This window comes from Stenotrophomonas sp. NPDC077420, from assembly GCF_044543385.1.
In the GTDB taxonomy this organism is placed as follows: domain Bacteria; phylum Pseudomonadota; class Gammaproteobacteria; order Xanthomonadales; family Xanthomonadaceae; genus Stenotrophomonas.
On sequence record NZ_JBITVZ010000006.1, the window covers coordinates 63,802 to 90,578 of the forward strand.

The window sequence follows — 26,777 nt, forward strand, 5'->3', positions numbered from 1 at the left end:
GTACGCCGCAGATCACGGCAGGTACCGACCGTTGGTCGGTACGCCGCAGATCACGGCAGGTACCGACCGTTGGCCGGTACGCCGCAGATCACGGTAGGTACCGACCGTTGGTCGGTACGCCGCTCAGGCCGACAATTCCAACAACAACTTGTTCAACCGGCGCACGTACGCCGCCGGGTCCTTCAGCGTATCGCCCGCCGCCAGCGCGGCCTGGTCGAACAGTACCCGGCTCAGGTCGCCGAAGCGGCCGGCGTCGGCCTCCTGGTCCAGCTTGCCGATCAGCGGGTGGCCGGGATTGAACTCGAACACCGGCTTGCTCTCCGGCACCTTCTGGCCGCTGGCTTCCAGGATCTGGCGCATCTGCAGGCCCAGGTCCTGTGCGCCGATGGCCAGGATCGCCGGCGAATCGGTCAGGCGATGCGATACCCGCACGTCGGCCACGTCATCGCCCAGCGCGCTCTTCAGGCGCTCCACCAGGCCCTGCTTGTCCTTGGCCGCCGCTTCCTGCGCCTGCTTGTCTTCCGCGGTTTCCAGCGCGCCCAGGTCCAGGTCGCCGCGGGCGACATCGACGAACGACTTGCCGTCGAACTCGGTCAGGTAACCCATCAGCCACTCGTCGATGCGGTCGGTCAGCAGCAGTACTTCGATGCCCTTCTTGCGGAACACTTCCAGGTGCGGGCTGTCCTTGACCTGGGTGTGGCTCTCGCCGGTCAGGAAGTAGATCTTGTCCTGGCCTTCGATCATGCGGCCCACATAGTCGGCCAGCGATACGCTCTGCTCGCCGCTGGCGTCATGGGTGGAGGCGAAACGCAGCAGGCCGGCGATCTTCTCGCGGTTGTTGAAGTCCTCGGCGGGGCCTTCCTTCAGCACCTGGCCGAACTGCTTCCAGAACCCGGCGTACACCTCGGGTTTGTCGGCGGCCAGCTTCTCCAGCATGTCCAGCGAACGCCTGGTCAGCGCCGACTTCATCGAGTCGATGACCGGGCCGGACTGCAGGATTTCGCGCGACACGTTCAGCGACAGGTCGTTGGAATCGACCACGCCCTTGATGAAACGCAGGTACAGCGGCAGGAACTGTTCGGCCTGGTCCATCACGAACACGCGCTGCACGTACAGCTTCAGGCCCTTGGGCGCGTCGCGGTGGTACAGGTCGAAGGGGGCGTGCGCCGGCACATACAGCAGCGAGGTGTACTCCAGCTTGCCTTCGACCTTGTTGTGGCTCCACGCCAGCGGGTCCTGGTGGTCGTGCGCGGTGTGCTTGTAGAACTCCTGGTACTCCACATCGCTGATCTCGGTGCGCGGGCGGGTCCACAGCGCACTGGCGCGGTTGACGGTCTCCCACTCGACGTCGGCCGGGGCGTCGTCGCCGTGGTGTTCCCTGGCCATCTGGATCGGCAGGCCGATGTGGTCGGAGTACTTCTTGATGATGCCGCGCAGGCGCCAGGCATCGGCGAAGTCCTGCTGGTCGTCCTTCAGGTGCAGCACGATGCGGGTGCCGCGCTCGGGCTTGTCGATGGTTTCCACGTCGAACTCGCCTTCGCCACGCGAGGACCAGTGCACGCCCTCGCTGGACGGCAGGCCGGCGCGGCGCGAGTACACATCCACCTGGTCGGCGACAATGAAGGCGCTGTAGAAGCCGACGCCGAACTGGCCGATCAGCTGCGAATCCTTCTTCTGGTCGCCGGAGAGCTGGCGCAGGAAGTCGCCGGTGCCGGATTTGGCGATGGTGCCCAGGTGGGCAATGGCCTCGTCGCGGCTCATGCCGATGCCGTTGTCGTCGATGGTGACGGTGCGCGCCTGCGGATCGACGCTGACCTGGATGCGCAGCTCACCGCCGTTCTCCAGCAAATCCGGCTGGGTCAGCGCTTCGAAGCGCAGCTTGTCCGAGGCATCGGCGGCGTTGGAGATCAGCTCGCGAAGGAAGATTTCCTTGTTGGAGTACAGCGAGTGGATCATCAGCTGCAGCAGTTGCTTCACTTCGGTCTGGAAGCCCAGGGTTTCTTTGTGGGTCTGCTCGGTCATCGGTGGAATGCTCCTTGGACGGTGCCGCGCCCGGCGCGGCGGCTGGCTCAAGGGGTAGGGGTGCAGGACCCGGTTTTCAAGGTTCCCCCATGTGGCGCCACGCCCTGTGTGGCTGGAGGCGGCGGCGGACAGTAGCCACGCCGGGCGTGGCTCTACAATGCAGGGATGAAACCTCGTACCTCTCCTGCGGCCGCCACCGGCCAGGTCCGCATCATCGGCGGCAAATGGCGCAACACGAAACTGCCGGTGCCGCTGGCGCCGGGCCTGCGGCCCAGCAGCGACCGGGTCCGGGAGACCCTGTTCAACTGGCTGATGCCACGGCTGGGCGGGGCCCGGGTACTGGACCTGTTCGCCGGCAGCGGCGCGTTGGGCCTGGAGGCGATATCGCGCGGCGCGGCCCAGGCCACCCTGGTCGAGCGCGACGCCGCGCTGGCCCGGCAGCTGCGGGAGTCGGTGGCGAAGCTGGGGGCCCAGGGCCAGGTCGAGGTGGTCCAGGCCGATGCGCTGCACTGGCTGGCGCAGCGCCCCCCGGGGCTGGCCGACATCGTCTTCATCGACCCGCCGTTCGCCGATGGCCTGTGGGACGCGGTGCTGGCCGGGCTGGGGCCGCACCTGGCGGCCGACGCCTGGCTGTACCTGGAGTCGCCTGCCGGCCAGACCCTGCGCCTGCCCCCGGGCTGGCTGCTGCACCGCGAGGGGGGCACCCGCGAGGTCGGCTTTGCCCTGTACCGCCGTGCCACTGCTACACTTTCACCAGATCAAAACGCGTAGCTTCCGCATGACCGTAGCCAACCGCCGCATCGCCGTATACCCGGGCACCTTCGATCCGATCACCAACGGGCACATCGACCTGGTGAACCGGGCCGCGCCGTTGTTCGAGAAACTGGTTGTGGGTGTGGCGCAGAGTCCTTCCAAGGGGCCCTCGCTGCCGCTGGAGCTGCGCGTCTCACTGGCCCGTGATGCGCTGGCCCACCATCGCAACGTGGAAGTGCGGGGGTTCGATACCCTGCTGGCGCATTTCGTACGCTCCGAGCAGGGCGGCGTGTTGCTGCGCGGCCTGCGCGCGGTGTCCGATTTCGAGTATGAATTCCAGATGGCCAGCATGAACCGCCACCTGATTCCGGAGGTCGAGACCCTGTTCCTGACCCCGGCCGAGCAGCACAGCTTCATTTCGTCCTCGCTGGTCCGCGAGATCGCCCGCCTTGGTGGTGACGTGTCCGGTTTCGTGCCGGCCTCGGTGCTCGAGGCGCTGCGCAAGGTCCGCGAAGCGAAGTCGGGCCCGTCGTAACCCCAAAGATCCACACATACCAAGAATCACCAAGAGGGAGACTCCATGAACAACACCATGCGTGCCATGTTGATCGCGTCGTTCGCGCTGGCCTTCACCGCCTGCAAGAAGGAAGAGGCCGCTCCGGTCGCCGAAGCCCAGCAGGCGCTGGTCGCCCCGTCCAAGGACGACGATGCGGGCTGGAAGAAGTACCTGCAGGCCGTTGCCGTGCAGAACATGGGCAACATCACCAACAGCCCGTTCCTGTATTACCTGGCGCCGGAATCGGATCCGGAGTTCCAGGCCAAGTACGACCGTCAGGTCGAGAGCGCCACCGCCGCCGTCGCCCGTGGCGTGCAGCCGGGCAACATGCTGGCCTTCGGTTCGTCGGCGTCGAGCAAGATGGCCGACATGATCCAGGCCGTGTTCAAGGACGTCTCCGCCGACTCGATGAAGGGTGTGCGCGTGGTGTTCATCGGCCAGGCCGCCGACAATGCCCGTGTGCAGTCGATCGTCCAGCCGACCGGTGCCGAGTACATCTTCGTAGAAGCCAAGTAAGCCGTGCCATGGCGGCCGCGCCCAGCGCGGCCCGGGTGGCGTCCGTTACCGGGCGCCACCGTTGACCGGCCCGCGCGCCCGCGCAGGCCGGTTTTCCTCTGCCGGCACTGGCGTGGAGTAACGCCATGTCGCTGAAAATCAATGAGCTCTGCGTCAACTGCGACGTATGCGAGCCCGCCTGTCCCAACCAGGCCATCTCGATGGGTGAAACCATCTACGTGATCGACCCTGCACGCTGCACCGAATGCGTGGGGCATTTCGACGAACCGCAGTGCGTGGTCGTCTGCCCGGTGGAATGCATCGATCCCGATCCGGACATTCCCGAAACCCAGGAAGCGCTGCTGGCCAAGCTGCATGGGCTCCAGCGCGATCATCCCGAACTCTATGTGGAGTCTGCGCCCGAATGAACACCCCCTCCCGTCGCTGGTTGCTGCTGCTCCTGCTATGGACACCGGCCCTGTGGGCCGCCGAGCCTGCGCCGCAGGCCACGCTGGCCGCGCATCCTGAAGGCGCCGCCATCGCCAGTGGGCATCACCTGGCCACCGAAGCGGGCATGGAGATCCTGGCCAAGGGCGGCAACGCGTTTGACGCCGCAGTAGCGGTGTCGTCCACCCTGGCAGTGGTCGAACCGATCAGCTCCGGCCTGGGCGGCGGTGGCTTCTTCCTGCTGCACGATGCGAAGACCGGCAAGGACGTGATGCTGGATGCGCGCGAGACCGCACCGGCCGCCGCGACCCCCGAAGCATTCCTGGACAGGAAGGGCGAGCTGGACCGCGACCGGTCGGTGAACGGCCCGTGGTCGGCCGGCATTCCCGGCCTGCCGGCGGCGCTGGTGGAGCTGTCGGCCAAGCATGGCCAGCTGCCGCTGCAGGCATCGCTGGCCCCGGCGATCCGCATCGCCCGCGACGGTTTCCCGGTGTATGCGCGCATGGCCAAGGGCTATGCCTCGCGCCGTGAAGTGATGGAGCGCTACCCCGGCACGCGCGAGGTGTACCTGCGCAATGGCAAGCCGATCGCCGAAGGTGATGTGTTCAGGCAGCCCGAGCTGGCCCAGACGCTGGAGCGCCTGGCCGCAGGCGGGTTCGATGGCTTCTACAAGGGCCAGACCGGCAAGCTCCTGCTGGCCGGGGTGAAGCAGGCCGGCGGCAAGTGGACGGCCGACGAGCTGGCCGGCTACCGGGTCAAGCAGCGCGAACCGATCGTGTTCAATTACCGCGACTGGAAGATCACCACCGCCTCGCCGCCGTCGTCCGGTGGCATCGCACTGGCCTCGATGCTGCAGATCCTGGAAGGCTGGGACCTGAAGGCGATGGATCCGGCCCACCGTACCCACCTGGTGGTGGAATCGATGCGCCGCGCGTTCCGTGACCGCACCTTCTTCCTGGGCGATCCGGACTTCGTGCAGATTCCGCAGAAAGTGCTGACCAGCCGCGATTACGCCCAGGGCCTGCGTGCCACCATCCACCCGGAAAAGGCCACCCCCAGCGACCTGCTGTCGGGCAACCCGACCCCGCTGGAAGACGACGAGACCACCCACTTCTCGATCATCGACCAGCAGGGCAACCGCGTGGGCGCCACCCAGACCGTGAACCTGCTGTACGGCTCGGGCCTGATTCCGTCGGGCACCGGCGTGCTGCTCAACAACGAGATGGACGACTTCGCGCTCAAGCCGGGCACGCCCAACGCGTTCGGCGTGATGGGCTATGCCGCCAACGCGCCCAAGCCGGGCAAGCGCATGCTCAGCTCGATGACCCCGACCTTCATGGAATCGGCCGACAAGGTCGTGGTGCTGGGCACCCCGGGCGGCAGCCGCATCATCACCATGGTGCTGCTGGGCGTGCTGGGCTACGACGATGGCCTCGACGCCCAGCAGGTTGCGGCGTTGCCGCGCTTCCACCACCAGTGGCTGCCGGACGTGATCGAGGCTGAAAGCGGTGCGTTCGATGCGGGCACCCTCCAGCAGCTGCAGGCGATGGGCCACAAGATCGACCTGCCCGGCGACAGCGCCGAAGGCGGGCGCGGTTCCAGCCATGTGTGGGGCAACCTGCAGACGGTGGAGTGGAACCGCCGCAGCAACCAGCTCAGCGTGGGCAGCGACCCGCGCAACCCGGTCGGTTCGGGAGCGGTCGCCCCTGCGGCGGCACGGTAAACCAGAAACCCCGCCACGGCGGGGTTTTTCATGCCGGCGGATAGCGAATTATTAACGCAGCCCGCCGGATAATTTACCGATGAAACTATGGTCCATCCGCGGTAACTCACAGAAGCTCGATGGCGGTGCGATGTTCGGCAACGCGCCGCGTGCCGTGTGGGAGAAATGGGCGTCGCCCGACGATCTCAACCGGATTGAACTCGCGTGTCGCGCGCTTCTTGCCAGCCCGCTGGCCGGCAAGACCGTGCTGTTCGAAACGGGCATCGGCGCCTTCTTCGAACCCAGACTCCGTGAGCGTTACGGCGTGCAGGAATCCCGCCATGTCCTGATCGAATCCCTGCGCGAAGCCGGCTTCGAACACGAAGACATCGACGTGGTCGTGCTCAGCCACCTGCATTTCGACCATGCCGGTGGCCTGCTGGCGCCGTGGACCGAAGGCCGTGCCCCGGAACTGCTGTTCCCCAATGCCACCTTCCTGGTAGGCGCCGAACACTGGGAACGCGCGCTGCCTCCGCACCCGCGGGACCGGGCCAGCTTCATTCCGGAACTGCCGCAGCTGCTGCAGGACAGCGGCCGGCTGGAGATCGTGCAGGGACCGTATTCGCGCACCTTGGGTGAAAGCGTGCGTTTCAGTTTCAGCGATGGGCATACCCCGGGCCTGATGCTGGCCGAGATCGTGGGACCTGAGCAGGTCGACGGCGAACCGCGCGGTGGCGTGGTGTTCTGCGCCGACCTCATTCCAGGCCGCAGCTGGGTGCACGTGCCGATCACCATGGGTTACGACCGCAATGCCGAACTGCTGATCGACGAGAAGCGCAGCTTCCTCGAAGACAAACTCGCGCGCAACGTGCACCTGTTCTTTACCCACGATCCCGACTGCGCGCTGGCGCAGGTGACCCGCGATGAGAAAGGGCGATTCGCTACCGCCCACGAACAAGGTGAACTGAAGGCGCGCGCGCTGGCCTGAATGTCCACGGTATCCCCGACGGGGACGCCGCGGATCAGCCCGCGACCCGCGTCCCGAAGATCCGATCCCCCGCATCGCCCAGGCCCGGCAGGATGTAGCCCTTGTCGTTGAGCTGCGCATCGATCGCCGCGGTAAAGATCTCGACATCCGGATGCGCAGCCTGGACCGCCGCAATGCCCTCCGGCGCGGCCACCAGGAAGATACCCTTGATCCGTCGCGCGCCCGCGCGCTTGAGCATGTCGATGGTCGCGATCAGCGTACCGCCGGTGGCCAGCATCGGGTCCAGGATCAGCGCATCGCGCTCTTCCAGGCGACCGGTGAGGCGCTCGAAATAAGGCACCGGCTGCAGCGTTTCCTCGTCGCGCTGCAAGCCCACCACGCTGACCCGTGCCGCCGGAATCAGCGACAGCACGCCACTGAGCATGCCCAGCCCCGCGCGCAGGATCGGCACCACGGTGATCTTCGCACCGGCAATGCGCTGCACGGTCACCGGACCCGCCCAGCCGGGCAGGGTGTGCGCTTCGGTGTCCAGGTCGGCCGTGGCCTCGTAGGCCAGCAGGCCGCCCAGCTCGTTGGCCAGTTCGCGGAAGTCCTTGGTGCTCAGGGACGCATCGCGCATCAGGCCGATCTTGTGCTGCACCAGCGGGTGGCGAACTTCGACGATTTTCATGGGAATGCCAACAAAACGGGGAGAACGTCATTCTGCCGTACCGGCGCCCAACCCGGCCAGCGGAACCGCGTGGACGTCGCCATCGCCACCGGTGTCACGTTCATGCAATCTCCCCGACATACCGTGCTGACCCAATCTTTACACCGTTGGGGATGTCGTGCAGAACAAATCGCCGTTGGGGCTGGCCATCAGCCTGTCGTTGCTCGTCCTGTCCACCGCGCCTGGCGTGGCCGCCGCGAGCGGGGCGCCGGCCGGCGCTGCGGCAGCCACCGAGCTGGACCGGGTGGAAGTGCGCCCGCAGCTCGAATCGCAGACCCGTGCGGTCGACCTCAAGCGCAGCAGCGATGCGATCCAGGACGCGGTATCGTCCGACGCCATGGGCGTCTACCCGGACAAGAACGTGGCCGAATCGCTGCAGCGCCTGCCCGGCGTCAGCGTGACCCGGGACCAGGGCGAGGGCCGCTTCGTGGTGGTGCGCGGCCTGGATGCCAACCTCAACAGCGTCAGCATCGACGGCATCGCCGTGGGCACGCCCGAAGATTCCAGCCGCGCCGCACCGCTGGACGTGATCCCGTCCGATTCGACCGAACGCCTGCGGGTGGTCAAGTCGCCTACCCCGGACATGCCGGGCGATGCCATCGGCGGTGCGATCCTGGTCGAATCGGCCTCGGCCTTCGACCGCGACGGGCGCAGCCTGCGCGGCAAGGTTGAAGCCAGCCACCAGGACCTGTCCGGCCACACCAGCCCCAAGGCCGCGTTCAACTACAGCGACGTCTTCGCCGATACCTTCGGCGTGGCGCTGGGCGTGAACTACCAGAACCGCAAGTTCGAGTCCGACAACAGCGAAGTGGAGTACGGCGAGTACGACGGCGGCAGCGAAGACGAGCTGTTCGCCAACAGCCTGCAGCACCGCAAGTATGAGATCGAGCGCAAGCGCATCGGCGCCAACCTCAACGTCGACTGGCGCCCCAGCGAAGACAGCCAGTACTACCTGCGCACCCTGTACAGCCAGTTCGATGACGCCGAAACCCGCCAGCGCACCATTTTCAACTTCGGCGATGGCGAGGTCACCGCGCTGGGCAACAACCAGTTCCGGGTCGACGACCTACCGGCCGATGCGATCCAGAAGCGCATGCGCTACCGCACCAAGAAGGAAAACACCTTCGCCGCCAGCCTGGGCGGCGAGAACCGCCTGACCAACGCGGTGCTGGATTACAAGGTCGGTTACACCCGTACCGAAGAACGCGTCAACGACGAGATGGAAGCGCGCTTCGAGTACAACGGCGATGACCTGGCCGCCACCGTGGACCAGAACAGCGGCATCCCGCGCTACACGCTCAGCGATGCCAGCTGGATGGACAACGGCAACTACGACTTCGACCGTTTCGTGGTCTCGCCCAAGCGCGTGGACGACAAGGAACACAGCGCGCAGGTCAACATCCGCTTCGACGGTGACAACAGCAGCTACAAGTTCGGGTTGCTGGGCCGTTGGCGTGACCGCGACGTGGATACCGACGAGCGCGAACTGCGGGTCGGCCCGGACGTGGCGTTGTCCGACTGGACCACGACCACGCCCGACCACCGTGGCGGCAGCCTGGGGCAGGGCATGAGTTCGGACGCGATGCGCCGCTACTGGGCGCAGTTCGGCAGTCAGTACAGCGCACGCCCGCAGGATGTCGGCGCCAATGCGATGACCTCGCTCGAAGAGGACTACACCGCCAGCGAAGACATCTTCGCCAGTTATGCCATGGGCACGTGGGACGTGGGCAACCTGCGCATCATCGGCGGTGTGCGCGTGGAAAACACGCAGTTCCAGGCCACCGGCAACCAGGTCGACGTGGCCGCCAACGGTCGCAGCTACACCGTCACCCCGCTCACCGCCGACCGCAGCTACACCAACGTGCTGCCGGGCCTGCATCTGCGCTATGACGCCGGCAGCGACTGGGTGCTGCGCGCGGCCGCCAACAAGACCGTGTCGCGTCCCTCGTTCGGGGACATCGCCCCGCGCATCGGGTACAACCGCGGCGACGAGGAAGTGCGGCTGGGCAACCCGGAACTGGATCCGTACGAATCGAAGAACGTGGACCTGTCCTTCGAGCATTACTTCGGCAGCACCGGCATCCTCTCGCTGGGCCTGTTCCACAAGACCATCGACGGCTACATCGTCAACACCGTCAGCGACAGCGATCCCGAATACCCGGGCTTCGACGTGACCCGGGTGATCAACGGCGACAAGGCCAGGGTCTACGGCGCCGAGTTCAACTGGCAGCAGCAGCTCGGCTTCCTGCCGGCCGGCTGGGACGGCCTGCTGCTGGGCGCCAGCGGCACCTGGCTGAACACTGATTTCGATCCGGGCCTGGACGGCCGCGCCGACGACGACTTCACCCTGCCGCGCGCATCGAAGCATGTGTACAGCGCACACGTGGGCTATGAGAAGGCCGGCTTCAGCACCCGCCTGGCCGCCGTGTACCGCAGTGAATACCTGGATACGCTGGGTGACAGCGCTGCCTATGACATCTTCGTGGCGCCCAACACGCAGCTCGATTTCAGCCTGGACTACAAGATCACCGACAACGTGAGCGTGTACCTGGAAGCGCAGAACCTGCTCGACAAGCCGCTGGAGCTCTACCAGGGCGTGCGTTCGCGCACCCTGCAGAACGAAGAGTACGGCCGCACCTACGCGCTTGGCCTGAAGGTGGCCCTGTGATGCGCGCGCGCCCCCTGACGGGCCTGCTCGCGCTGGCGGTGCTGGCCGGCTGCAGTCCGGCAGCCACGCCGACGCCGGCGGCAGCGACCGCACCGGCAGCTGACCCGGCGGCCGCGACCACCGGGCGCTCGGTGGCCACCGTGGCCGAAGCGTTCCTGACGCCCATGACCCTGGCCGACAACATCGATTCGCCGGCCAGCTGGACCTCGCCGGAAGGGCAGGTGTGGCTGATCGCCACCGCCAAGGCCACCGACAAGCTGGTGGTGTACGACGGGCAGACCGGGGCCCACCTGCGGGATGTCGGCAGCACCGGCACCGCGCCCGGGCAGTTCGACCGCCCCAACGGCATCGCCGTGGTCGACGACCTGGTGCTGATCGTGGAGCGCGACAACCACCGCGTGCAGGTGCTGCAGCTGCCGTCGTTCACCCCGCTGGGGACATTCGCGGCCGACGACCTGCGCAAGCCGTACGGATTGTGGGTCAACAAGCTGGCCCGCGGCTACGAGGTGTACGTGACCGACTCCTACGATGCCGGCGAAGACGCGCAGGGCAATGACGTGCTGCCGCCGCTGGCCGAACTGGACAAGCGCGTGCGCCGTTACGCACTGCAGGTGGCGGACGGCAAGGCGCAGGCCAGCCGGGTCGGCAGCATCGGCGATACCAGTGAGAAGGGCGCCCTGCGCGTGGTCGAATCGATCTGGGGCGATCCGGACAACGACCGCCTGCTGATCGCCGAAGAAGACGAAACCTATGCCAGCGAAATCAAGGTGTACTCGCTGGAAGGAAAATTCAGCGGCACCACCTTCGGCCGCGATGCGTTCAAGGCGCAGGCCGAAGGCGTGATGCTGCGCACCTGCGGCAAGGACGGCTGGTGGATCACCACCGAGCAGGGCAAGCAGCGCAGCGTGTTCCACCTCTTCGACCGGCATACCTTCAAGCATGTCGGCGCGTTCCAGGGCAACACGGTGGCCAACACCGACGGCATCTGGCTGACCCAGGCCGCCTCACCGCGCTTCCCGCACGGTGCGCTGTACGCCGTGCATGACGACCAGGGCGTGGTCGCCTTCGACTGGGCCAGCGTGGCCAGACAGCTGTCGCTGCCGCTGGAGTGTGCACCGTGACCCGGGCGCGCTTCCGTGCCCCGGCACTGGCCCTTGCTGTGCTGCTGTGCACCGGTGCGGCTGCCGCCAGCCCGGTGGACAAGGCCGAGCCGAACACCCAGGTACCGGCCGGCAGCACCCACTACGCAGCCACGGGCTTTCCCGACCGCATCGTGGCCTCGCCGGCGCAGGATGCCGCACGTGGTTTCGCGGTGGCCTGGCGCACCGATCGCACGGTCAGCGCACCGGTGCTGGAGTGGGTCGTGGCCGGTGATTCGCCGGATGTCGGCACCCCGCACCGGGTCACCGCGGTCACCACGCCGCTGCAGACCGAGCTGGGCAGCGCGCATTACCACCGTGCCGACGTGACCGGGCTGGCGCCGGACACGCTGTACCTGTGGCGCGTGCAGGGAAAGCAGACGTGGGGCGCGTGGAACCAGCTGCGCACCGCCGGTCGCGCGGATCAGCCGTTGACCCTGCTCTACTTCGGCGACACCCAGAACAAGAACCTCAGCCACGTCTCGCGCGTGCTGCGCGCGGGTATCAAGGCGGCACCCGGCGCGCGGCTGAGCCTGTTCGCCGGTGACCTGGTCAGCGGCGGCGACGGCGTGGACGACAGCGAGTGGGGCGAGTGGTTTGCCGCCGCCGGCTGGCTGCCGCAGGAAACCGCGGTGGCCCCGGCGATCGGCAACCACGAGTACGTGGAGGAATTCGAGGACACCCCGCAGGAACGCCGCGTGTTGGGCCGGCACTGGCCGGTGACGTTCGCGCTGCCGCGCAATGGCGTCGATGCCGCCGATACCAGCACCTACTGGTTCGACTACCAGGGCGTACGCGTCGCGGTCCTGGATGGCACCTCCGCGCTCGACCTGGGTACCGCGCAGGCGCAGGCGGCGTGGCTGGACAAGGTGCTGGCCGACAACCCACACCCGTGGAGCATCGTGCTGCTGCACCAGCCGTTCTACTCGCCGCGCGAGGGCCGCGAGAACGCCGAGCTGCGCGATGTGCTGCTGCCGGTGGTGCGCCGCCACCAGGTGGACCTGGTGCTGCAGGGACACGACCACACCTACGGCCGCCGTGGGGAAGGGCAGGCCGCCACGCCGCAGTACATCGTGACCGTGGCCGGCCCCAAGCAGTACCGCCTCTCCGATGAAGCGCGCGCCACCATGGCACCGGTCGGCGAAGACACCCAGCTGTTCCAGGTGCTCACGATCGATCCACGCCAGCTGCGGTACGAAGCACGGACGGTAACTGGTCGCCTGTACGACGGCTTCGAACTCAACCGCAGTGCCGACGGCCGCAAGCAGAAGACCGAACTGACCGAAGGCCGCATCGCGCCCCGCGACTGCGCGCGCACCCAGACCCTGAAGGGTCGCGCCGACCGCTGCTGGGAATAAGGACTGCCATGAACCCGCAACCCAACATCGCCCTGATCGCCCTGGCCGCCGCACTGCTGCTGCTCACCGGCGCCAGCCTCGCCAGCAACGCGGTGCTGCACCCGTTCCTGGCCGCCCAGCCGAAGGAGGCGCCGGAGGAAGCCAACCTGGCCGTGGAAATCCCGGCCGGCAGCTTCACCAAGTACGAGATCAAGGAAGACGGACTGGTCCACGTCGACCGCTTCCAGTCGATGCCGGTTGCGTACCCGGCCAACTACGGCTCGATGCCGCGCACCCTGGCCGGCGACAACGACCCGCTCGACGCGCTGGTGTTGACCCGCGAACCGCTGCATCCGGGCGTGATCGTGCGCTTCCGCCCGATCGGCTACCTGAAGATGGTCGACAAGGGCGAGCACGATGAAAAGGTGATCGGCGTGCCGACCGACAAGATCGACCCGACCTACGCCAACATCCGCGATCTGCAGGACCTGCCGCTGATCGAGCGCCAGCGTATCGAAGCGTTCTTCCGCGTCTACAAGGACCTGCCGGAAGGGCGCAATCCGGTGGAACTCAGTGGCTGGGGCAACGCCGCCGACGCCAAGGCGCTGATCCGCGCGTCCATGCAGCGTTTCGACGCGCAGCAACGGCGCGCCAAGGGCGATTGAGTCGAATCACGCAGTGTCGTTGTATGCTCTTCCTGCACACATGGCAGGGGAGCCACGCCGATGGAAGAGACCGTGCGTTCGGAAGGATGCGGCATGCTGCTGCTCGGTCTTGAACTGGTGTTCCTGGCGCTGCCGGTGACCTTGGTGGACGGCTTCGGGCTGGTCATGCTGTCGGTCCCGAACGGGCACCCTGACTACCTGCCAATGCTCACTGGCGTGCTGCTGGCGACCGTATCGCTGGTGGGCTTCTGGCGCCTGGCATTCGGGTTCATGCTCGGTGAGCCCCGTTCGATCCACGACGCGCCCACCTGGGCGCGCTGGAGTGCCGGCAGCGGAGCAGCGCTGTGCCTGGCCGCGCTGCTGCTGGCGATGCTGTTTGACCGGCTCAATGGATGGGCCCTGGTCGGCCTGCTCGGACTGCCCGTGACCGTGCCGCTGGGACACATGCTGGCGATGTCCACGCGCCGGTCTGCGGTGTGAAAGACCCGGTAGGGTGCGGCACTGGCGGCTGCCACGCAGGGCGTGGCACTACGCGTTGCCTGCCGACGGTTCGTGGATGGGGCAACGGTTGAAGCGGGCGCGGAAGTCGCGCGAGGCGGCCATCACGATCCGGCGTGCGCGGTTGATGTTGCCCAGCGGTTGATGGGCCGCCAGCGCGTGCCAGGGGGCGAAGGCGAGGCCGTCTTCGCTGGCCTCGGCGTCGGCGTTCCAGGAGGACTGCTCACCGACCACCAGCCGGCCTACCGGCTGGAACGGGCTGAGTTCCTCCGGCCACGCTACCGAGGCGTCTTCGATCGGCATCTTCTCCAGGTCACGGCAGAGCTGCACGCGCAGTTCCCACTCGGCCACGGCACCGGGCTGGGCGAAAAAGGCGGCCACCGCCTCACGCTGCGTATCCGCTTCCGAGGGCAGCTTCTGCCCGGTCAGCGCGACCAGGGCAGGTGACACCGGCACCCACGAGAATTTGGCCATGTAGGGCCCATAGCGGAACGGGACCTGGGTGAAGAAGGTTTCGCCGAGCGGATGGTGCTGCGGTTCGCCGCCGAGCGCTTTCAGCGACGCGCTCTGGCCGCCCACTGCCTCCAGCGCCGCCTCGGTACCCCGCAGCGTGGCCGAGAGCACCTGCTTGGTCCGCGGCATGCGCTCGGTGGTGGCGGCCAGCAGCTTGGCCGAGCGCAGGAAGCCACTGATGCCGGGCGTGTTGAAGGCCGGGCCGTTGACCATCAGGAAATCCTGGCTGTGCTGTTCGTCGCCGCCTTCCACGCGCGCGCCAGGGACATCCAGGATCTTCACCGCCATCGCGCGCGGCGTGGACACCGTATCGGGCAGTTGCTCGGCCGGCGGCGAGGACAAGCGCACCAGCGCATCATAGTTGGCGGGCCTGGCAAACAGGCCGTGGCGCAGTTCCGGCGCGAGGCCGTCCAGTACCTCGAAGCGTCCACGCAGCAGCGCGTGGCCTTTGGCGTGCACCGCGCGGTGGGCATGGCCTTCATGCTCGGCGACGACACCGGCCATGCGGGTGAACACCTCCACCAGTTCGGCGATGGTGGCGTCTTCGTCAGGGGTGCGCTGTTCGACGTCGGGGGAATAGGCGACAGCGGGAAGGAGCGGCGTCATGGGAGTGGTTCCGGCAGATGGGCAGGGTGCCGGCCACCCCTTACTGTTGCCTTGGCTGGGTCCGGCTTGGCAGGTGTCCACCTTGTCCGGTACGCCGTGCAGGAGCGGTGCAGGCTGCATGGCGGTCACGCGAAGATCGCGTGCACTGCCTTCACCTGCGCTGGCTATCATGTGGCCTCTCTCAACCAAAGGCGGTACGCGTGTCGGCAGCTCTGGTCTGGTTTCGCCGCGATCTGCGGCTTCAGGACAATCCGGCACTGCAGGCCGCCCTCGATGCCGGGCATGTCCCCGTGCCGGTCTACATCCATGCGCCGCACGAAGAAGGCGGGTGGGCACCGGGCGCGGCGTCCGATACCTGGCTGCACCGTTCGCTGGCCGCATTGGATGCCGACCTGCGCGGGCGCGGTTCGGCACTGGTGCTGCGCGCGGGTGACAGCCTCGCCGAACTGCGGGCCTTGATTGCCGATACCGGCGCCGAAGCGGTGTACTGGAACCGCAAGTATGAGCCGGCCACGCAACCGCGCGACGCACGCATCAAGCGTGAACTGCGCGAGCAGGGCATCGACGCCAGCAGCTGCAACGGCAGCCTGATGTTCGAGCCATGGGATATCGCCACGCTGCAGGGCGGGCCGTACAAGGTATTCACTCCGTTCTGGCGCAATGCGCTCACCCGCATGAACATTCCGGCGGCCACCCGGCTGCCGCAGACCCTGCCGGCGCACGCTGCGGAAGGCGTGGCACTGAACACCTTGGGGCTGGCGCCGACGCTGGACTGGGACAAGCAGTTCTGGGAGCACTGGCAACCCGGCGAAACCGGCGCGCAGGAAGCGCTGTCGGTGTTCATTGACGGTGCATTGAATGGCTATCGCCAGCAGCGCGACCTGCCTGACCGGGTAGGCACGTCGCTGCTGTCGCCGCACCTGCATTTCGGCGAAATCTCACCTTGGCAGATCGTGCGGCGGCTGGAAGCCGAACGCAGTGCCAGCCGCGATGGCGACATCGATGGCTATATCCGTGAGCTGGGCTGGCGTGAGTTTTCCTACCACCTGCTGCATCACTTCCCGCAGACCCCCGAACAGAACCTCAACCCGCGGTTTGCGAACTTCAGCTGGGCCAAGCCGAATGCGACACAGCTGCAGGCGTGGCAGCAGGGGCGTACCGGCGTGCCGATCGTCGATGCGGGGCTGCGCGAGCTGTGGGCCACCGGCTACATGCACAACCGCGTGCGGATGATCGTGGCCAGCTTCCTGTGCAAGCACATGCGCCAGCACTGGCTGCACGGCGCGCGCTGGTTCTGGGACACGCTGGTGGATGCGGACCTGGCCAACAACACCATGGGCTGGCAATGGGTGGCCGGCACCGGCGCGGATGCGGCGCCGTATTTCCGCATCTTCAACCCGGTCACGCAGTCGCAGAAGTTCGATCCGCATGCGCGCTACATCACCCGCTGGGTGCCCGAACTGGCGCCGTTGCCGGTCAAGGCGCGGTTCGCGCCGTGGCAGTCGCCCGCGCTGGTGGCCGAGCTGGCGCCGGGGTATCCAGCCGTCCCGCTGGTGGACCTGGCCGCCGGACGTGACGCCGCGCTGGCTGCGTATCGCCGCACCGGCTGACGGCTGCAAACCTGAATGAAATGCCGAATACGTGCGTGTTCATCATGCCGGCATCGCGTCGGCGTGTTTATGCTTCTGGCCGTTCGCACGCCGACCGCCGACACTTCAGGAGAAAACACATGATCCGATCCGCACCCCGCAACGTGGCCCTGGCCCTGATGACCGCTGCCGCCCTGTCGGCCTGCGCCACCGGTGGTTCGTACGTGCAGAGCGACCCGTACGGCAACCCGACGCAGCAACAGAACAAGACCGGGCGCAACGCGCTGATCGGCACTGCGGTGGGCGTCGCGGCTGGGCTTCTCAGTGGCAACAGCGCCACCGAGCGCCGTCAACACGCGATGATCGGTGCGGGTATTGGCGCGCTTAGTGGTGCTGCCGTGGGCCAGTATCAGGATCGCCAGGAGCGGGCACTGCGCGAGCGGACTGCCAACACGGGTATCGACGTATCGCGTGATGGCGACAACCTTATGCTCAACCTGCCCGATGGCATCACCTTCGACTTCGGCAAGTCCACGCTGAAGCCGGAGTTCTACGGTTCGCTGAATGGTGTCGCAATGACCTTGGCCGAATACAACCAGACGATCATCGAAGTCGTTGGCCACACTGACAGCATCGGCAGCGATGCGGTCAATAACAAACTGTCCAAGGATCGCGCAGATTCGGTTGCGGCCTACCTGAGTGCTCAGGGCGTGCAGACCGCGCGCATCCAGACCCTTGGTGCAGGCAAGGCCTATCCCATCGCCGACAACAGCACCGATGCCGGCCGCGCCAAGAACCGCCGAGTGGAAATCCGGGTGGTTCCGTTGCAGCAATAAAAGGCGCAAGCGCCTTTTATTGCAAAAATGCCGCCCCATCGGGCGGCATTTTCTGTAGAGCCGACTGTTAGTCGGCTGCACCGTTCGGTGCATCGTCGGCATGCAGGAAGCCGCGCTTCGCGCGTAGCCGACTGACAGTCGGCTCTACCGGTCGGCTCTACCCGCCGGCTCTACCTTTCGACTCCGGCTGGCGCACCACCGCGACGATCAGGCGGTCACCGTTTCCAGGATCCGCTTCCCGGTCTCCTCCAGCTCCGCCTCCGCATCTTTCTGCTGCTGCTTGGCCAGTTTCGCCGCCGGGCACTGGGCCAGCATGTAATTGGCGTCGAAGTTGAGCTTTTCCACCAGGAAATCGACGAACGCGCGCACCTTCGGCGACACCAGCCGGCCGCCGGCGAACACCGCGTTGAAGTCGACCTCCGGCCCGGTCCAGCCGGCCAGCACGCGGCGCACCATGCCCGACTCGATGAACGGCTTGGCCATCACGTCGCCGGTAAGCAGCAACCCTTCGCCACATACCAGCGCGCCGTTGAGCGCAGACGGATCGTTGGCCACCAGCAGCGGATTGACCGGGAAGTCGCGCAGGTCGCCGCCGTTCTCGCCCAGCTGCCAGAAGAACCGGTTGTTGTTGAGGTTGCGCGCCTTGCGCATCGCCAGGATGCGGTGGAACTGCAGCTCATCCGGATGCAGCGGCTCGCCGTAGCGTTCGATGTAGGCCGGGCTGGCGAACACCTGGGTACGCAGGCTGCCGAGCTTGCGCGCCACCAGGTTGGAGTCGGGCAACGCACCCACCCGCAGCGCAAGGTCCGCCTCGCCGGCGATCAGGTCCAGCTTCTCGTTGCCCAGGTGCATGTCCAGCTGGATCTCCGGATACTGCGCATGGAACTGCCCAAGCAGTGGCGCGATCCAGGTGATGCCGATGGAGTAGGGCACGGTGAAGCGCAGCCAGCCGCGTGGGCCCGACTGCAACTGGTTCACGGCACCTTCGGCCTCTTCCAGTTCGCGCGCGATGCGCTGGCAGTGCTCGTGATAGACCGACCCGGCCTCGGTCAGGCCCAGCCTGCGCGTGGTCCGGTGCAGCAGCCGCGCGCCCAGGCGCGTTTCCAGTTCCTGCACCTTGCGGCTGACGGTGGTCTTGGGCAGGCCGAGCGCGTTGGCAGCCGCAATGAAGCTGCCTTGCTCGACCACCTTGACGAAGATCAGCGTGTCGTTGAGATCGTGGGCCATGACGGGATCCAAATCGGGGGGTGAAAGGAGGTGCCCGAAAGATTGTGCCGGGTACGGGACGATTATTCCCCTTAATTCGGACTAATCAAGGGGGAGTTCGAGGACTAATCTGGCGCCATTCCCGAATTGGAGGACGCCAACCATGTGGTTGCAGAACATTCTTGGCCGCGTACTGACCGGCCGCACCCCCTCGCTGGACCTGGCCCTGACCGTTGAGAAGCGCCCCTCGGCCTTCTCCGGCAAGGCATTCCGCGAATTCACCCCGCCCGCCAACCTGCAACGCGGCGGCAGCCTGCGCCTGGCCCCGCGCAACGGCGGCCGACTGGGTCGAATTGGGATTATCCCGGCGACGGGAGTTAAAGTCCCATGAGTGGGACGCTGGCCCCCGAAGTTGTGGTGCTGGGCGGCACCGGCAACGTCGGACAGGGCATCGTGGCCGCGCTGCTGGAGGCCGGCAGCCCGGTCCTGGTGGTCGGTCGCGACCCGGGCCGGCTCTCCGCGCTGCAGGAGCAGTTCGCCGACGAACCGGGCCTGGAAACGCTGCTCGGCTCGTTGGCTGACGATGGCTCGGCACGCACCGTGGCCGAGCGCCTCGCGTTGCGCCGCCGCCCGCTGCGGGCGGTGGTCGATGCGATGGGCGGCCCTTACAACCGCGGCCGGGTCATTGATCGCAGCGGCGATGCCCTGCTGCAGGCGCTGCAGGCCGACGTGATGCCGCACGTGCATGCCGGCCGCCACCTGTTGCCGCTGCTGCAGGGCGGCACCTACGCGCGCCGTTATGTGGTGGTCGGCGGGCCGGCGGGCTTCAAGGCGTGGGCCGGGCATGGCGAAACGTCCATCACCATGTCGGCCACGCGCATGTACGCGCAGGTCCTGCACCAGGAAGCGCAGGCGCTGGGCGTGCGCGCGCAGATGCTGGAAGTCAGCAACCCGGTGTGCACCCCCAGCAACGCCGCCAATGCCTGCATCGAGTGGCCAAGCGCATTGCTGGTCGGGCGCCGCCTGGTTTCGCTGCTGGACACCTGTACCGACAACCGCGCCATCGTCCGCTGCGACACCCGCGATGCCGAACTGCCGCGCGGGCTGTTGAACCAGGAATGGCCCCCGCCATTTTCGCGGAACACCGCCGGTGCCGCTTGACCTCTACCAAGGTTGAGGTCCCACGCTACGCCACCGCTTCGCCCCCGTTGCCCCGATTTCGTTTCACCACCCTCTCTGTACGGATGCATGCCATGACCTCCCACACCTCCTCCTCCTCACGCATTACCCGACGGCTGGCCATGGCCGGCGTGTCCCTTCTCGCTGCTGCCGTGCTGGCCGCCTGCAGTGGCGGCCACGCTGAAGAGGCGGGCGCACCGCCGCCGCCGCAGGTCAGTGCCGCGCCGGTGCTGGTCAAGCCGGTCAGCCAGTGGGACGACTTCAGCGGCCGCGTCGAAGCGGTGCAGAGCGTCGAACTGCGTCCGCGCGTGTCCGGCTACATCGACAAGGTGAACTATGTCGAAGGCGACGAAGTGAAGAAGGGCGATGTGCTCTTCACCATCGACGCACGCAGCTACCAGGCCGAGTACGACCGCGCCCGCGCCGAGCTGGCCCGCGCCCGCACCCAGTCCACCCTGGCACGCAGCGAGTCCGAGCGCGCCAAGAAGCTGTCCGACCAGCAGGCGATCTCCACCGAAACCTGGGAGCAGCGCCGTGCCGCGGCCGACCAGGCCGGGGCCAGCGTGCAGGCAGCGCAGGCCGCACTGGATGCGGCGGCATTGAACCTGGAGTTCACCAAGGTGCGTGCCCCGATCAACGGCCGCGCCGGCCGCGCGATGGTCACCGCCGGCAACCTGGTCACCGCCGGCGACAGCGCCAGCGTGCTGACCACGCTGGTCTCGCTGGATACGGTGTTCGTGTACTTCGACGCCGATGAAGGCACCTTCCTGCGTTACGCGCAGATGGCGCGCAAGGGCGAGCGCCCGAGCGAGCGCGACAGCGACCTGCCGGTCAAGGTCGGTCTGTCGGGCGAAGAGGGCTTCCCGCACGAAGGCAAGGTCGATTTCCTGGACAACCAGGTGACCCGCAGCACCGGCACCATCCGCGTGCGCGCGCTGCTGGACAACGCCGACCGTGCCTTCACCCCGGGTCTGTTCGCGCGCGTGCAGCTGCTGGGCAGCGGCCAGTTCCAGGCCATGCTGATCGACGACAGGGCCGTGCTGACCGACCAGGACCGCAAGTATGTGTACGTGGTCGACAAGGACGGCAAGGCACAGCGCCGCGACATCCAGCTGGGTCGTACCGCCGAGGGCCTGCGCATCGTGCAGAAGGGCCTGGCCGCCGGCGACCGGGTGATCATCGACGGCGTGCAGAAGGTCTTCATGCCGGGGATGCCGGTGCAGGCCAAGGTGGTGGCGATGCAGCCGGCTGCGGCGGCTTCGCCTGTTGCATTGAATTGAAGAGCAGCCGACCAGCGGTCGGCTCTACCTTGTCTTTCAACGCCCCGTGGGGCACCGCTCCCGCTGTCGTCTTCGACAGCGGCAGGGGTGCTGCACGCCGGCGTTGGTGAAAACCCAGGAATCCCCTAATGGACTTTTCCCGTTTCTTCATCGACAGGCCGATTTTCGCGGCGGTGCTGTCGATCGTGATCTTCGCCGCCGGCCTGATCTCCATCCCGATCCTGCCGATCGGCGAGTACCCCGAGGTGGTGCCGCCGTCGGTGGTGGTGCGCACCGTGTATCCGGGTGCGAACCCGAAGGTGATCGCTGAAACCGTGGCCACCCCGCTGGAAGAGGCGATCAACGGCGTCGAGGGCATGATGTACCTCAAGTCGGTGGCCGGCTCGGACGGCGTGCTGCAGATGACCGTGACCTTCCGCCCGGGCACCGACCCGGACGACGCCGCGGTGAAGGTGCAGAACCGCGTGGCCCAGGCGCAGGCGCGCCTGCCCGAAGACGTGCGCCGCCAGGGCGTGACCACGCAGAAGCAGTCGCCCACCTTCCTGATGGTGGTGCACCTGACCTCGCCCAACGGCAAGTACGACACCCTGTACCTGCGCAACTACGCCCGCCTGCACGTCAAGGACGCCCTGGCGCGTATTCCCGGCGTGGGCGATGCGCAGATCTTCGGCGGTGGCGACTACGCCATGCGCGCCTGGCTGGACCCGGACAAGGTGGCCGCGCGCGGCCTGACCGCCAGCGACGTGGTCCGTGCCATGCGCGAACAGAACGTGCAGGTGTCGGCCGGTCAGCTCGGTGCCGAGCCGATGCCCAACAGCCAGTTCCTGACCCTGATCAATGCCCAGGGCCGCCTGCGCAGCGAGCAGGAATTCGGCGACATCGTGCTCAAGGCCGGTACCGACGGCGAAGTGGTGCGGCTGTCCGACGTGGCCCGGATCGAACTGGGCGCGGGCGACTACACCCTGCGTTCGCAGCTGGGCGGCAAGAACGCGGTGGGCATCGGCATCTTCCAGGCGCCGGGTGCCAATGCGCTGGAAATCCGTGATGCGGTGATCGGCACCATGGACGAGATGCAGAAGAACTTCCCGGCCGACGTCAAGTACGAAGCGGTGTACGACACCACCATCTTCGTGCGCGACTCGATCAAGGCCGTGGTCTCCACCCTGCTGGAAGCCATCGCGCTGGTGGTGCTGGTGGTGATCCTGTTCCTGCAGACCTGGCGCGCCTCGATCATTCCGTTGATCGCCGTGCCAGTCTCCATCGTCGGTACCTTCGCCGCGTTGTACGTGCTGGGCTTCTCGATCAATACGCTGAGCCTGTTCGGGCTGGTGCTGGCGATCGGCATCGTGGTCGACGACGCGATCGTGGTGGTGGAGAACGTGGAGCGCAACATCGAGGAAGGGCTGTCGCCCACCGCGGCGGCGCACCAGGCGATGAAGGAAGTGTCCGGCCCGATCGTCGCGATCGCGCTGGTGCTGTGCGCGGTGTTCGTGCCGATGGCCTTCCTGTCCGGCGTGACCGGGCAGTTCTACAAGCAGTTCGCGGTGACCATCGCGATCTCCACGGTGATCTCGGCGATCAATTCGCTGACCCTGTCCCCGGCCCTGGCCGCGCGCCTGCTCAAGCCGCATGACGCGCCCAAGGATGGCCCCACCCGCATCATCGACCGCCTGTTCGGCTGGATCTTCCGTCCGTTCAACCGCTTCTTCAAGTCCAGTTCGGAGAAGTACGAGCGCAGCGTCTCGAAGATCCTCGGTCGTCGCGGCGCGGTGTTCGTGGTGTATGCGGTGCTGCTGGTGGGGACCGGCTTCATCTTCAAGCTGGTGCCGCCGGGCTTCATCCCGACCCAGGACAAGCTGTACCTGATCGCCGGCGTGAAGCTGCCGGAAGGCTCGTCCATCGCACGGACCGATGAAATGCTGCGCAAGGTGGCCAAGATCGCCCAGGAAACCGACGGCGTGGCGCACACCATTTCGTTCCCGGGCCTGAACGCGCTGCAGTTCACCAACACGCCCAACACCGGCGTGGCCTTCATTCCGCTCAAGCCGTTCAACGAGCGCAATGGCCGCACCGCCGCGGAGATCAACGCCGAGATCAACCAGAAGATCGCCGGGCTGCAGGAAGGCTTCGCCTTCGCCCTGATGCCGCCGCCGATCCTGGGCCTGGGCAACGGCAACGGCTACCAGATGTTCATCGAAGACCGTGGCAACCTGGGCTATGGCGCGTTGCAGACGGCGGTGAGCCAGATGCAGGGCGCGGTGGCGCAGACTCCGGGCATGGCGTTCCCGATCACCAGTTACCAGGCCAACGTGCCGCAGCTGGACGCCGAAGTGGACCGGGTCAAGGCCAAGGCCCAGGGCGTGCAGCTGACCGAGCTGTTCGACACCCTGCAGACCTACCTGGGGTCGTCCTACGTCAACGACTTCAACGAGTTCGGGCGTACCTGGCAGGTCATCGCCCAGGCCGACGGCCAGTTCCGCAACAGCGTCGAAGACATCGGCAAGCTGCGCACCCGCAATGACCGGGGTGAGATGGTGCCGATCGGCTCGATGGTAACGGTGAAGGAAACCTACGGCCCGGACCCGGTGCTGCGCTTCAACGGCTACCCGGCCGCCGACCTGGCCGGTGAAGCCGACCCGCGCATGTTGTCCTCGGCCCAGGCCATGGACAACCTGACCCAGATTGCCGCCAAGGTCCTGCCGGTGGGCATGACCACCGAGTGGACCGACCTGAGCTACCAGCAGGCCACCCAGGGCAAGGCCGCCTTCATCGTGTTCCCGGTGGCGATCCTGCTGGCGTTCCTGGTGCTGGCCGCACTGTACGAGAGCTGGTCGCTGCCGCTGGCGGTGATCCTGATCGTGCCGATGACGCTGCTGTCGGCCCTGTTCGGCGTATGGTTGACCGGCGGTGACAACAACGTGTTCGTGCAGGTCGGCCTGGTGGTGCTGATGGGACTGGCATGCAAGAACGCGATCCTGATCGTCGAATTCGCCCGCGAGCTGGAAATGGGCGGCAAGGGGATCGTGGAGGCCGCGCTGGAAGCCTGCCGCCTGCGCCTGCGTCCGATCGTGATGACCTCCATCGCGTTCATCGCCGGCACCATCCCGCTGGTGCTGTCGCACGGCGCCGGTGCGGAAGTGCGTTCGGTGACCGGCATCACCGTGTTTGCCGGCATGCTCGGCGTGACCCTGTTCGGCCTGTTCCTGACCCCGGTGTTCTACGTGGCGCTGCGCACGTTCGTCAGCCGCAACGGCGGCGGCAAGCTGGTCGCCCACGGCGAATCCACCCTGCATCACTGATCCCGACCCCCTACGAGGAATCACCCATGAATACCGCTACTTCCAAGATCGCCCTGGTCACCGGTGCCACCCGTGGCATCGGCCTGGAAACCGTCCGCCAGCTGGCCCAGGCCGGCGTGCACACGCTGCTGGCCGGCCGCAAGCGCGACGTTGCCGTGGCCGAGGCGCTCAAGCTGCAGGCCGAAGGCCTGCCGGTGGAGGCGATCCAGCTGGACGTCGGTGATGCCGCCAGCATCGCCGCCGCCGTGCAGGAGATCACCGACCGCCATGGCCGGCTCGACATCCTGGTCAACAACGCCGGCATCCTGCTCGACGACCCCGCGCTGCTGCCGTCGGCACAGACCCTGCAGACCTGGCGCGACACCTTCGATACCAACGTGTTCGCGGTGATCGCAGTGACCCAGGCCTTCCTGCCGCTGATCAAGGCATCGCCGGCCGGGCGCATCGTCAACGTGTCCAGCATCCTCGGCTCGCTGACCCTGCACAGCCAGCCGGGTTCGCCGATCTACGGCTTCGCGGTGCCGGCCTACAACGCCTCCAAGAGCGCCGTGAATGCCTGGACCGTGCAGCTGGCCTACGAGCTTCGTGACAGCACCACCAAGGTCAACACCGTGCACCCGGGCTACGTGAAGACCGACATGAACCGGGGCGAAGGCGAGATCGAAATCGCCGACGGCGCCCGCTCGAGCGTGGGCATGGCGCTGATCGGGGCCGATGGCCCGAACGGCAGCTTCACCTACCTGGGCGAGGTGCTGCCATGGTGATCCGTGTGTTGACCGCGGCCGTTGCCAGCGCGCTGCTGGCCGGCTGCGTCAGCGTCGGCCCCAACTACCAGGCACCGCCGGCGCAGCCGGTGGTCCTGCAGGGCGCGGCCGCGCCGGTCTTCAGCACCACGTCGCCGGTGGCCAGCTGGTGGGCGCAGTTCGATGATCCGGTGCTGGAACAACTGGTGCACGACGCGCTGGGCGACAACCTCGACCTGCGCATCGCCATGGCCCGGGTGCGCGAAGCCCGCGCGGTGTTCGTCGAACAGCGCCTGGACCAGCTGCCGCACGTCACCGCCGGGGGCGCATACGATCGAAGCAAGCAGCCGGACCTGACCGCCGGCGGCGAGCGCGTCTTCAGCGAAACCTACCAGCTCGGCTTCGATGCGGGCTGGGAACTGGACCTGTTCGGCCGCCAGCGCCGTGCCGCTGAAGCGGCGCGTGCCGACCTCGGTGCCGAGCAGGACAACCTCGCCGATGCACAGGTGACGGTGGCCGCCGAAGTGGCGCGCAACTACTTTGAGCTGCGGGGTACGCAGAAGCGGATCGACGTGGCCGAGCGCACCCTGGTCAACCTGCGCGACACCCAGAAGCTCACCGAGGCGCGGTGGAACCTGGGCGCGGGCAGCGAGCTGGACGTGCAGAGCAGCCGCGCACGGCTGAAGGCGATCGAGGCGGACATTCCGTTGCTGGAAGTGGCCGAAGTGCAGTCGCGGCACCGCCTGGCGGTGCTGCTGGGGCAGCGCCCGGATGCGCTGGACGCGCTGCTGGCACCGCGCGAGGTGCCGCCGTACGCCAAGGCGTTGCCGCTGGGCGACACCACCGACCTGCTGCGCCAGCGTGCCGATGTGCGCGTGGCCGAGCGTCGACTGGCGGCCGCCACCGCGCGGGTGGGCGTGGCCACGGCCGATCTGTTCCCGCGGATCAGCCTGAGCGGCTTCGTCGGGTTCCTGTCCGGCGATGCCAGCGGGTTGGTCAACGGCAACAACAAGGCCTGGTCGGTGACCCCGTCGATCAGCTGGGCCGCGTTCGACTTCGGCACGGTCAAGGCCCGGCTGCGCGCCAGCAAGGCGCAGGCTGACGGCGCCGCCGCCGAGTACGAGAAGGCGGTACTGCTGGCGCTGGAAGATACCGAGAACGCGTTGACCCGCTACGCCAAGCAGCAGGCGCGGCTGGGCATCGTCGCCGAACAGGCGCAGGCCGCGCGACGTGCCGAGCAGCTGGCGCAGATCCGCTACCGGGAGGGGTCGGAAGACTTCCTGACCCTGCTCGATGCGCAGCGCACCCAGCTGGCTGCCGATGATGCCCTGGCGGCAGCCGAATCCACGGTCAACGTCAGCGTGGTCGGGGTGTACAAGGCGCTGGGCGGGTGGGGGCAGCAGCAGGACGCGACCCCGCCGGCGGTGGCCGGCACGATGCGGTAACCCGATGCAGGGGACGGCAAGCGTCGCCCCCTGCACACTTTGTAGCGGTTCGCCTCCATGGCGTACCGGGAAACCCCGCGCTGACGGCTTTGCCTCTGCCGG

23 protein-coding genes are annotated in these 26,777 nt (G+C 67.2%); 19 read left to right on the forward strand and 4 right to left on the reverse strand.

Annotation, left to right across the window (positions count from 1 at the left end):
* Nucleotides 1-123: 123 nt before the first annotated feature.
* Nucleotides 124-2,022 carry a molecular chaperone HtpG gene (gene htpG / locus ACIGII_RS08125; RefSeq protein WP_399636592.1) on the reverse strand — a complete coding sequence of 633 codons (1,899 nt, stop codon included), beginning with the start codon at nt 2,020-2,022 and terminating at the stop codon, nt 124-126.
* A 165-nt stretch (nt 2,023-2,187) separates the two neighbouring features.
* On the opposite strand from htpG, the gene rsmD reads away from it, so the two are divergent.
* From rsmD to ACIGII_RS08155, 6 genes are all read left to right on the forward strand, one after another.
* Complete coding sequence (rsmD, locus tag ACIGII_RS08130; protein WP_399636590.1) at nt 2,188-2,793, forward strand: 16S rRNA (guanine(966)-N(2))-methyltransferase RsmD; 606 nt, start codon at nt 2,188-2,190, stop codon at nt 2,791-2,793.
* Nucleotides 2,794-2,800: 7 nt separating this feature from the next.
* Entirely contained in the window at nt 2,801-3,310 is a 510-nt protein-coding gene (gene coaD, locus ACIGII_RS08135; RefSeq protein WP_070209086.1) for a pantetheine-phosphate adenylyltransferase, read from the forward strand.
* Between the two features lie 45 nt (nt 3,311-3,355).
* The gene (locus ACIGII_RS08140; RefSeq protein WP_399636587.1) at nt 3,356-3,847 is read left to right on the forward strand and encodes a hypothetical protein; all 492 of its coding nucleotides are present in this window, start codon (nt 3,356-3,358) and stop codon (nt 3,845-3,847) included.
* Nucleotides 3,848-3,972: 125 nt separating this feature from the next.
* Nucleotides 3,973-4,254 carry a YfhL family 4Fe-4S dicluster ferredoxin gene (locus tag ACIGII_RS08145; protein ID WP_068851051.1) on the forward strand — a complete coding sequence of 94 codons (282 nt, stop codon included), beginning with the start codon at nt 3,973-3,975 and terminating at the stop codon, nt 4,252-4,254.
* Nucleotides 4,251-5,996: a gamma-glutamyltransferase gene (gene ggt / locus ACIGII_RS08150; RefSeq protein ID WP_399636584.1), complete on the forward strand. Its 1,746-nt coding sequence runs from the start codon at nt 4,251-4,253 to the stop codon at nt 5,994-5,996. The genes ACIGII_RS08145 and ggt overlap by 4 nt, the downstream gene beginning before the upstream one ends.
* A 79-nt stretch (nt 5,997-6,075) precedes the next feature.
* Nucleotides 6,076-6,963: an MBL fold metallo-hydrolase gene (locus ACIGII_RS08155; RefSeq protein ID WP_399636582.1), complete on the forward strand. Its 888-nt coding sequence runs from the start codon at nt 6,076-6,078 to the stop codon at nt 6,961-6,963.
* A 34-nt stretch (nt 6,964-6,997) separates the two neighbouring features.
* Here the strand turns inward: ACIGII_RS08155 and upp are convergent, their stop codons facing one another.
* Entirely contained in the window at nt 6,998-7,633 is a 636-nt protein-coding gene (gene upp / locus ACIGII_RS08160) for a uracil phosphoribosyltransferase (RefSeq protein ID WP_399636579.1), read from the reverse strand.
* Nucleotides 7,634-7,790: 157 nt separating this feature from the next.
* Here upp and ACIGII_RS08165 point away from each other — a divergent pair, with 157 nt between their 5' ends.
* The 5 genes from ACIGII_RS08165 to ACIGII_RS08185 all read left to right on the forward strand — a co-directional run bounded on the left by ACIGII_RS08165 (nt 7,791) and on the right by ACIGII_RS08185 (nt 13,961).
* Nucleotides 7,791-10,340 (forward strand): TonB-dependent receptor, encoded by a 2,550-nt coding sequence (locus ACIGII_RS08165; protein ID WP_399636576.1) that lies wholly within the window; start codon nt 7,791-7,793, stop codon nt 10,338-10,340.
* Complete coding sequence (locus ACIGII_RS08170; RefSeq protein WP_399636574.1) at nt 10,340-11,461, forward strand: phytase; 1,122 nt, start codon at nt 10,340-10,342, stop codon at nt 11,459-11,461. The genes ACIGII_RS08165 and ACIGII_RS08170 overlap by 1 nt, the downstream gene beginning before the upstream one ends.
* Entirely contained in the window at nt 11,458-12,837 is a 1,380-nt protein-coding gene (locus ACIGII_RS08175; RefSeq protein ID WP_399636573.1) for a metallophosphoesterase, read from the forward strand. Before ACIGII_RS08170 ends, ACIGII_RS08175 begins: the two co-directional genes overlap by 4 nt.
* Before the next feature lie 8 nt (nt 12,838-12,845).
* Entirely contained in the window at nt 12,846-13,481 is a 636-nt protein-coding gene (locus tag ACIGII_RS08180; protein ID WP_399636571.1) for an inorganic diphosphatase, read from the forward strand.
* A gap of 93 nt (nt 13,482-13,574) precedes the next feature.
* Nucleotides 13,575-13,961: a hypothetical protein gene (locus ACIGII_RS08185; RefSeq protein ID WP_399636569.1), complete on the forward strand. Its 387-nt coding sequence runs from the start codon at nt 13,575-13,577 to the stop codon at nt 13,959-13,961.
* Between the two features lie 48 nt (nt 13,962-14,009).
* Here the strand turns inward: ACIGII_RS08185 and ACIGII_RS08190 are convergent, their stop codons facing one another.
* Nucleotides 14,010-15,098 carry a catalase family protein gene (locus ACIGII_RS08190; protein ID WP_399636566.1) on the reverse strand — a complete coding sequence of 363 codons (1,089 nt, stop codon included), beginning with the start codon at nt 15,096-15,098 and terminating at the stop codon, nt 14,010-14,012.
* A gap of 200 nt (nt 15,099-15,298) precedes the next feature.
* Between ACIGII_RS08190 and ACIGII_RS08195 the strand changes: the two genes are divergently transcribed.
* On the forward strand, nt 15,299-16,708 hold the full coding sequence (locus ACIGII_RS08195) for a cryptochrome/photolyase family protein (protein WP_399636564.1): 1,410 nt from the start codon (nt 15,299-15,301) through the stop codon (nt 16,706-16,708).
* 119 nt (nt 16,709-16,827) lie between these two features.
* Complete coding sequence (locus ACIGII_RS08200) at nt 16,828-17,523, forward strand: OmpA family protein (RefSeq protein WP_399636561.1); 696 nt, start codon at nt 16,828-16,830, stop codon at nt 17,521-17,523.
* 207 nt (nt 17,524-17,730) lie between these two features.
* Here the strand turns inward: ACIGII_RS08200 and ACIGII_RS08205 are convergent, their stop codons facing one another.
* On the reverse strand, nt 17,731-18,750 hold the full coding sequence (locus ACIGII_RS08205) for a LysR substrate-binding domain-containing protein (RefSeq protein ID WP_399636560.1): 1,020 nt from the start codon (nt 18,748-18,750) through the stop codon (nt 17,731-17,733).
* 142 nt (nt 18,751-18,892) lie between these two features.
* Between ACIGII_RS08205 and ACIGII_RS08210 the strand changes: the two genes are divergently transcribed.
* The 6 genes from ACIGII_RS08210 to ACIGII_RS08235 all read left to right on the forward strand — a co-directional run bounded on the left by ACIGII_RS08210 (nt 18,893) and on the right by ACIGII_RS08235 (nt 26,675).
* Nucleotides 18,893-19,120 carry a hypothetical protein gene (locus tag ACIGII_RS08210; protein WP_145477933.1) on the forward strand — a complete coding sequence of 76 codons (228 nt, stop codon included), beginning with the start codon at nt 18,893-18,895 and terminating at the stop codon, nt 19,118-19,120.
* Entirely contained in the window at nt 19,117-19,890 is a 774-nt protein-coding gene (locus ACIGII_RS08215; RefSeq protein ID WP_399636558.1) for an SDR family NAD(P)-dependent oxidoreductase, read from the forward strand. The genes ACIGII_RS08210 and ACIGII_RS08215 overlap by 4 nt, the downstream gene beginning before the upstream one ends.
* Nucleotides 19,891-19,982: 92 nt before the next feature.
* Entirely contained in the window at nt 19,983-21,188 is a 1,206-nt protein-coding gene (locus ACIGII_RS08220; protein WP_399636555.1) for an efflux RND transporter periplasmic adaptor subunit, read from the forward strand.
* Between the two features lie 128 nt (nt 21,189-21,316).
* A complete protein-coding gene (locus tag ACIGII_RS08225) occupies nt 21,317-24,487 on the forward strand; it encodes an efflux RND transporter permease subunit (RefSeq protein ID WP_399636553.1) in 3,171 nt (1,056 codons plus the stop codon).
* Nucleotides 24,488-24,513: 26 nt separating this feature from the next.
* Nucleotides 24,514-25,251 carry an SDR family oxidoreductase gene (locus ACIGII_RS08230; RefSeq protein ID WP_145477929.1) on the forward strand — a complete coding sequence of 246 codons (738 nt, stop codon included), beginning with the start codon at nt 24,514-24,516 and terminating at the stop codon, nt 25,249-25,251.
* Nucleotides 25,245-26,675 carry an efflux transporter outer membrane subunit gene (locus tag ACIGII_RS08235; protein ID WP_399636550.1) on the forward strand — a complete coding sequence of 477 codons (1,431 nt, stop codon included), beginning with the start codon at nt 25,245-25,247 and terminating at the stop codon, nt 26,673-26,675. Before ACIGII_RS08230 ends, ACIGII_RS08235 begins: the two co-directional genes overlap by 7 nt.
* Nucleotides 26,676-26,777: the final 102 nt, after the last annotated feature.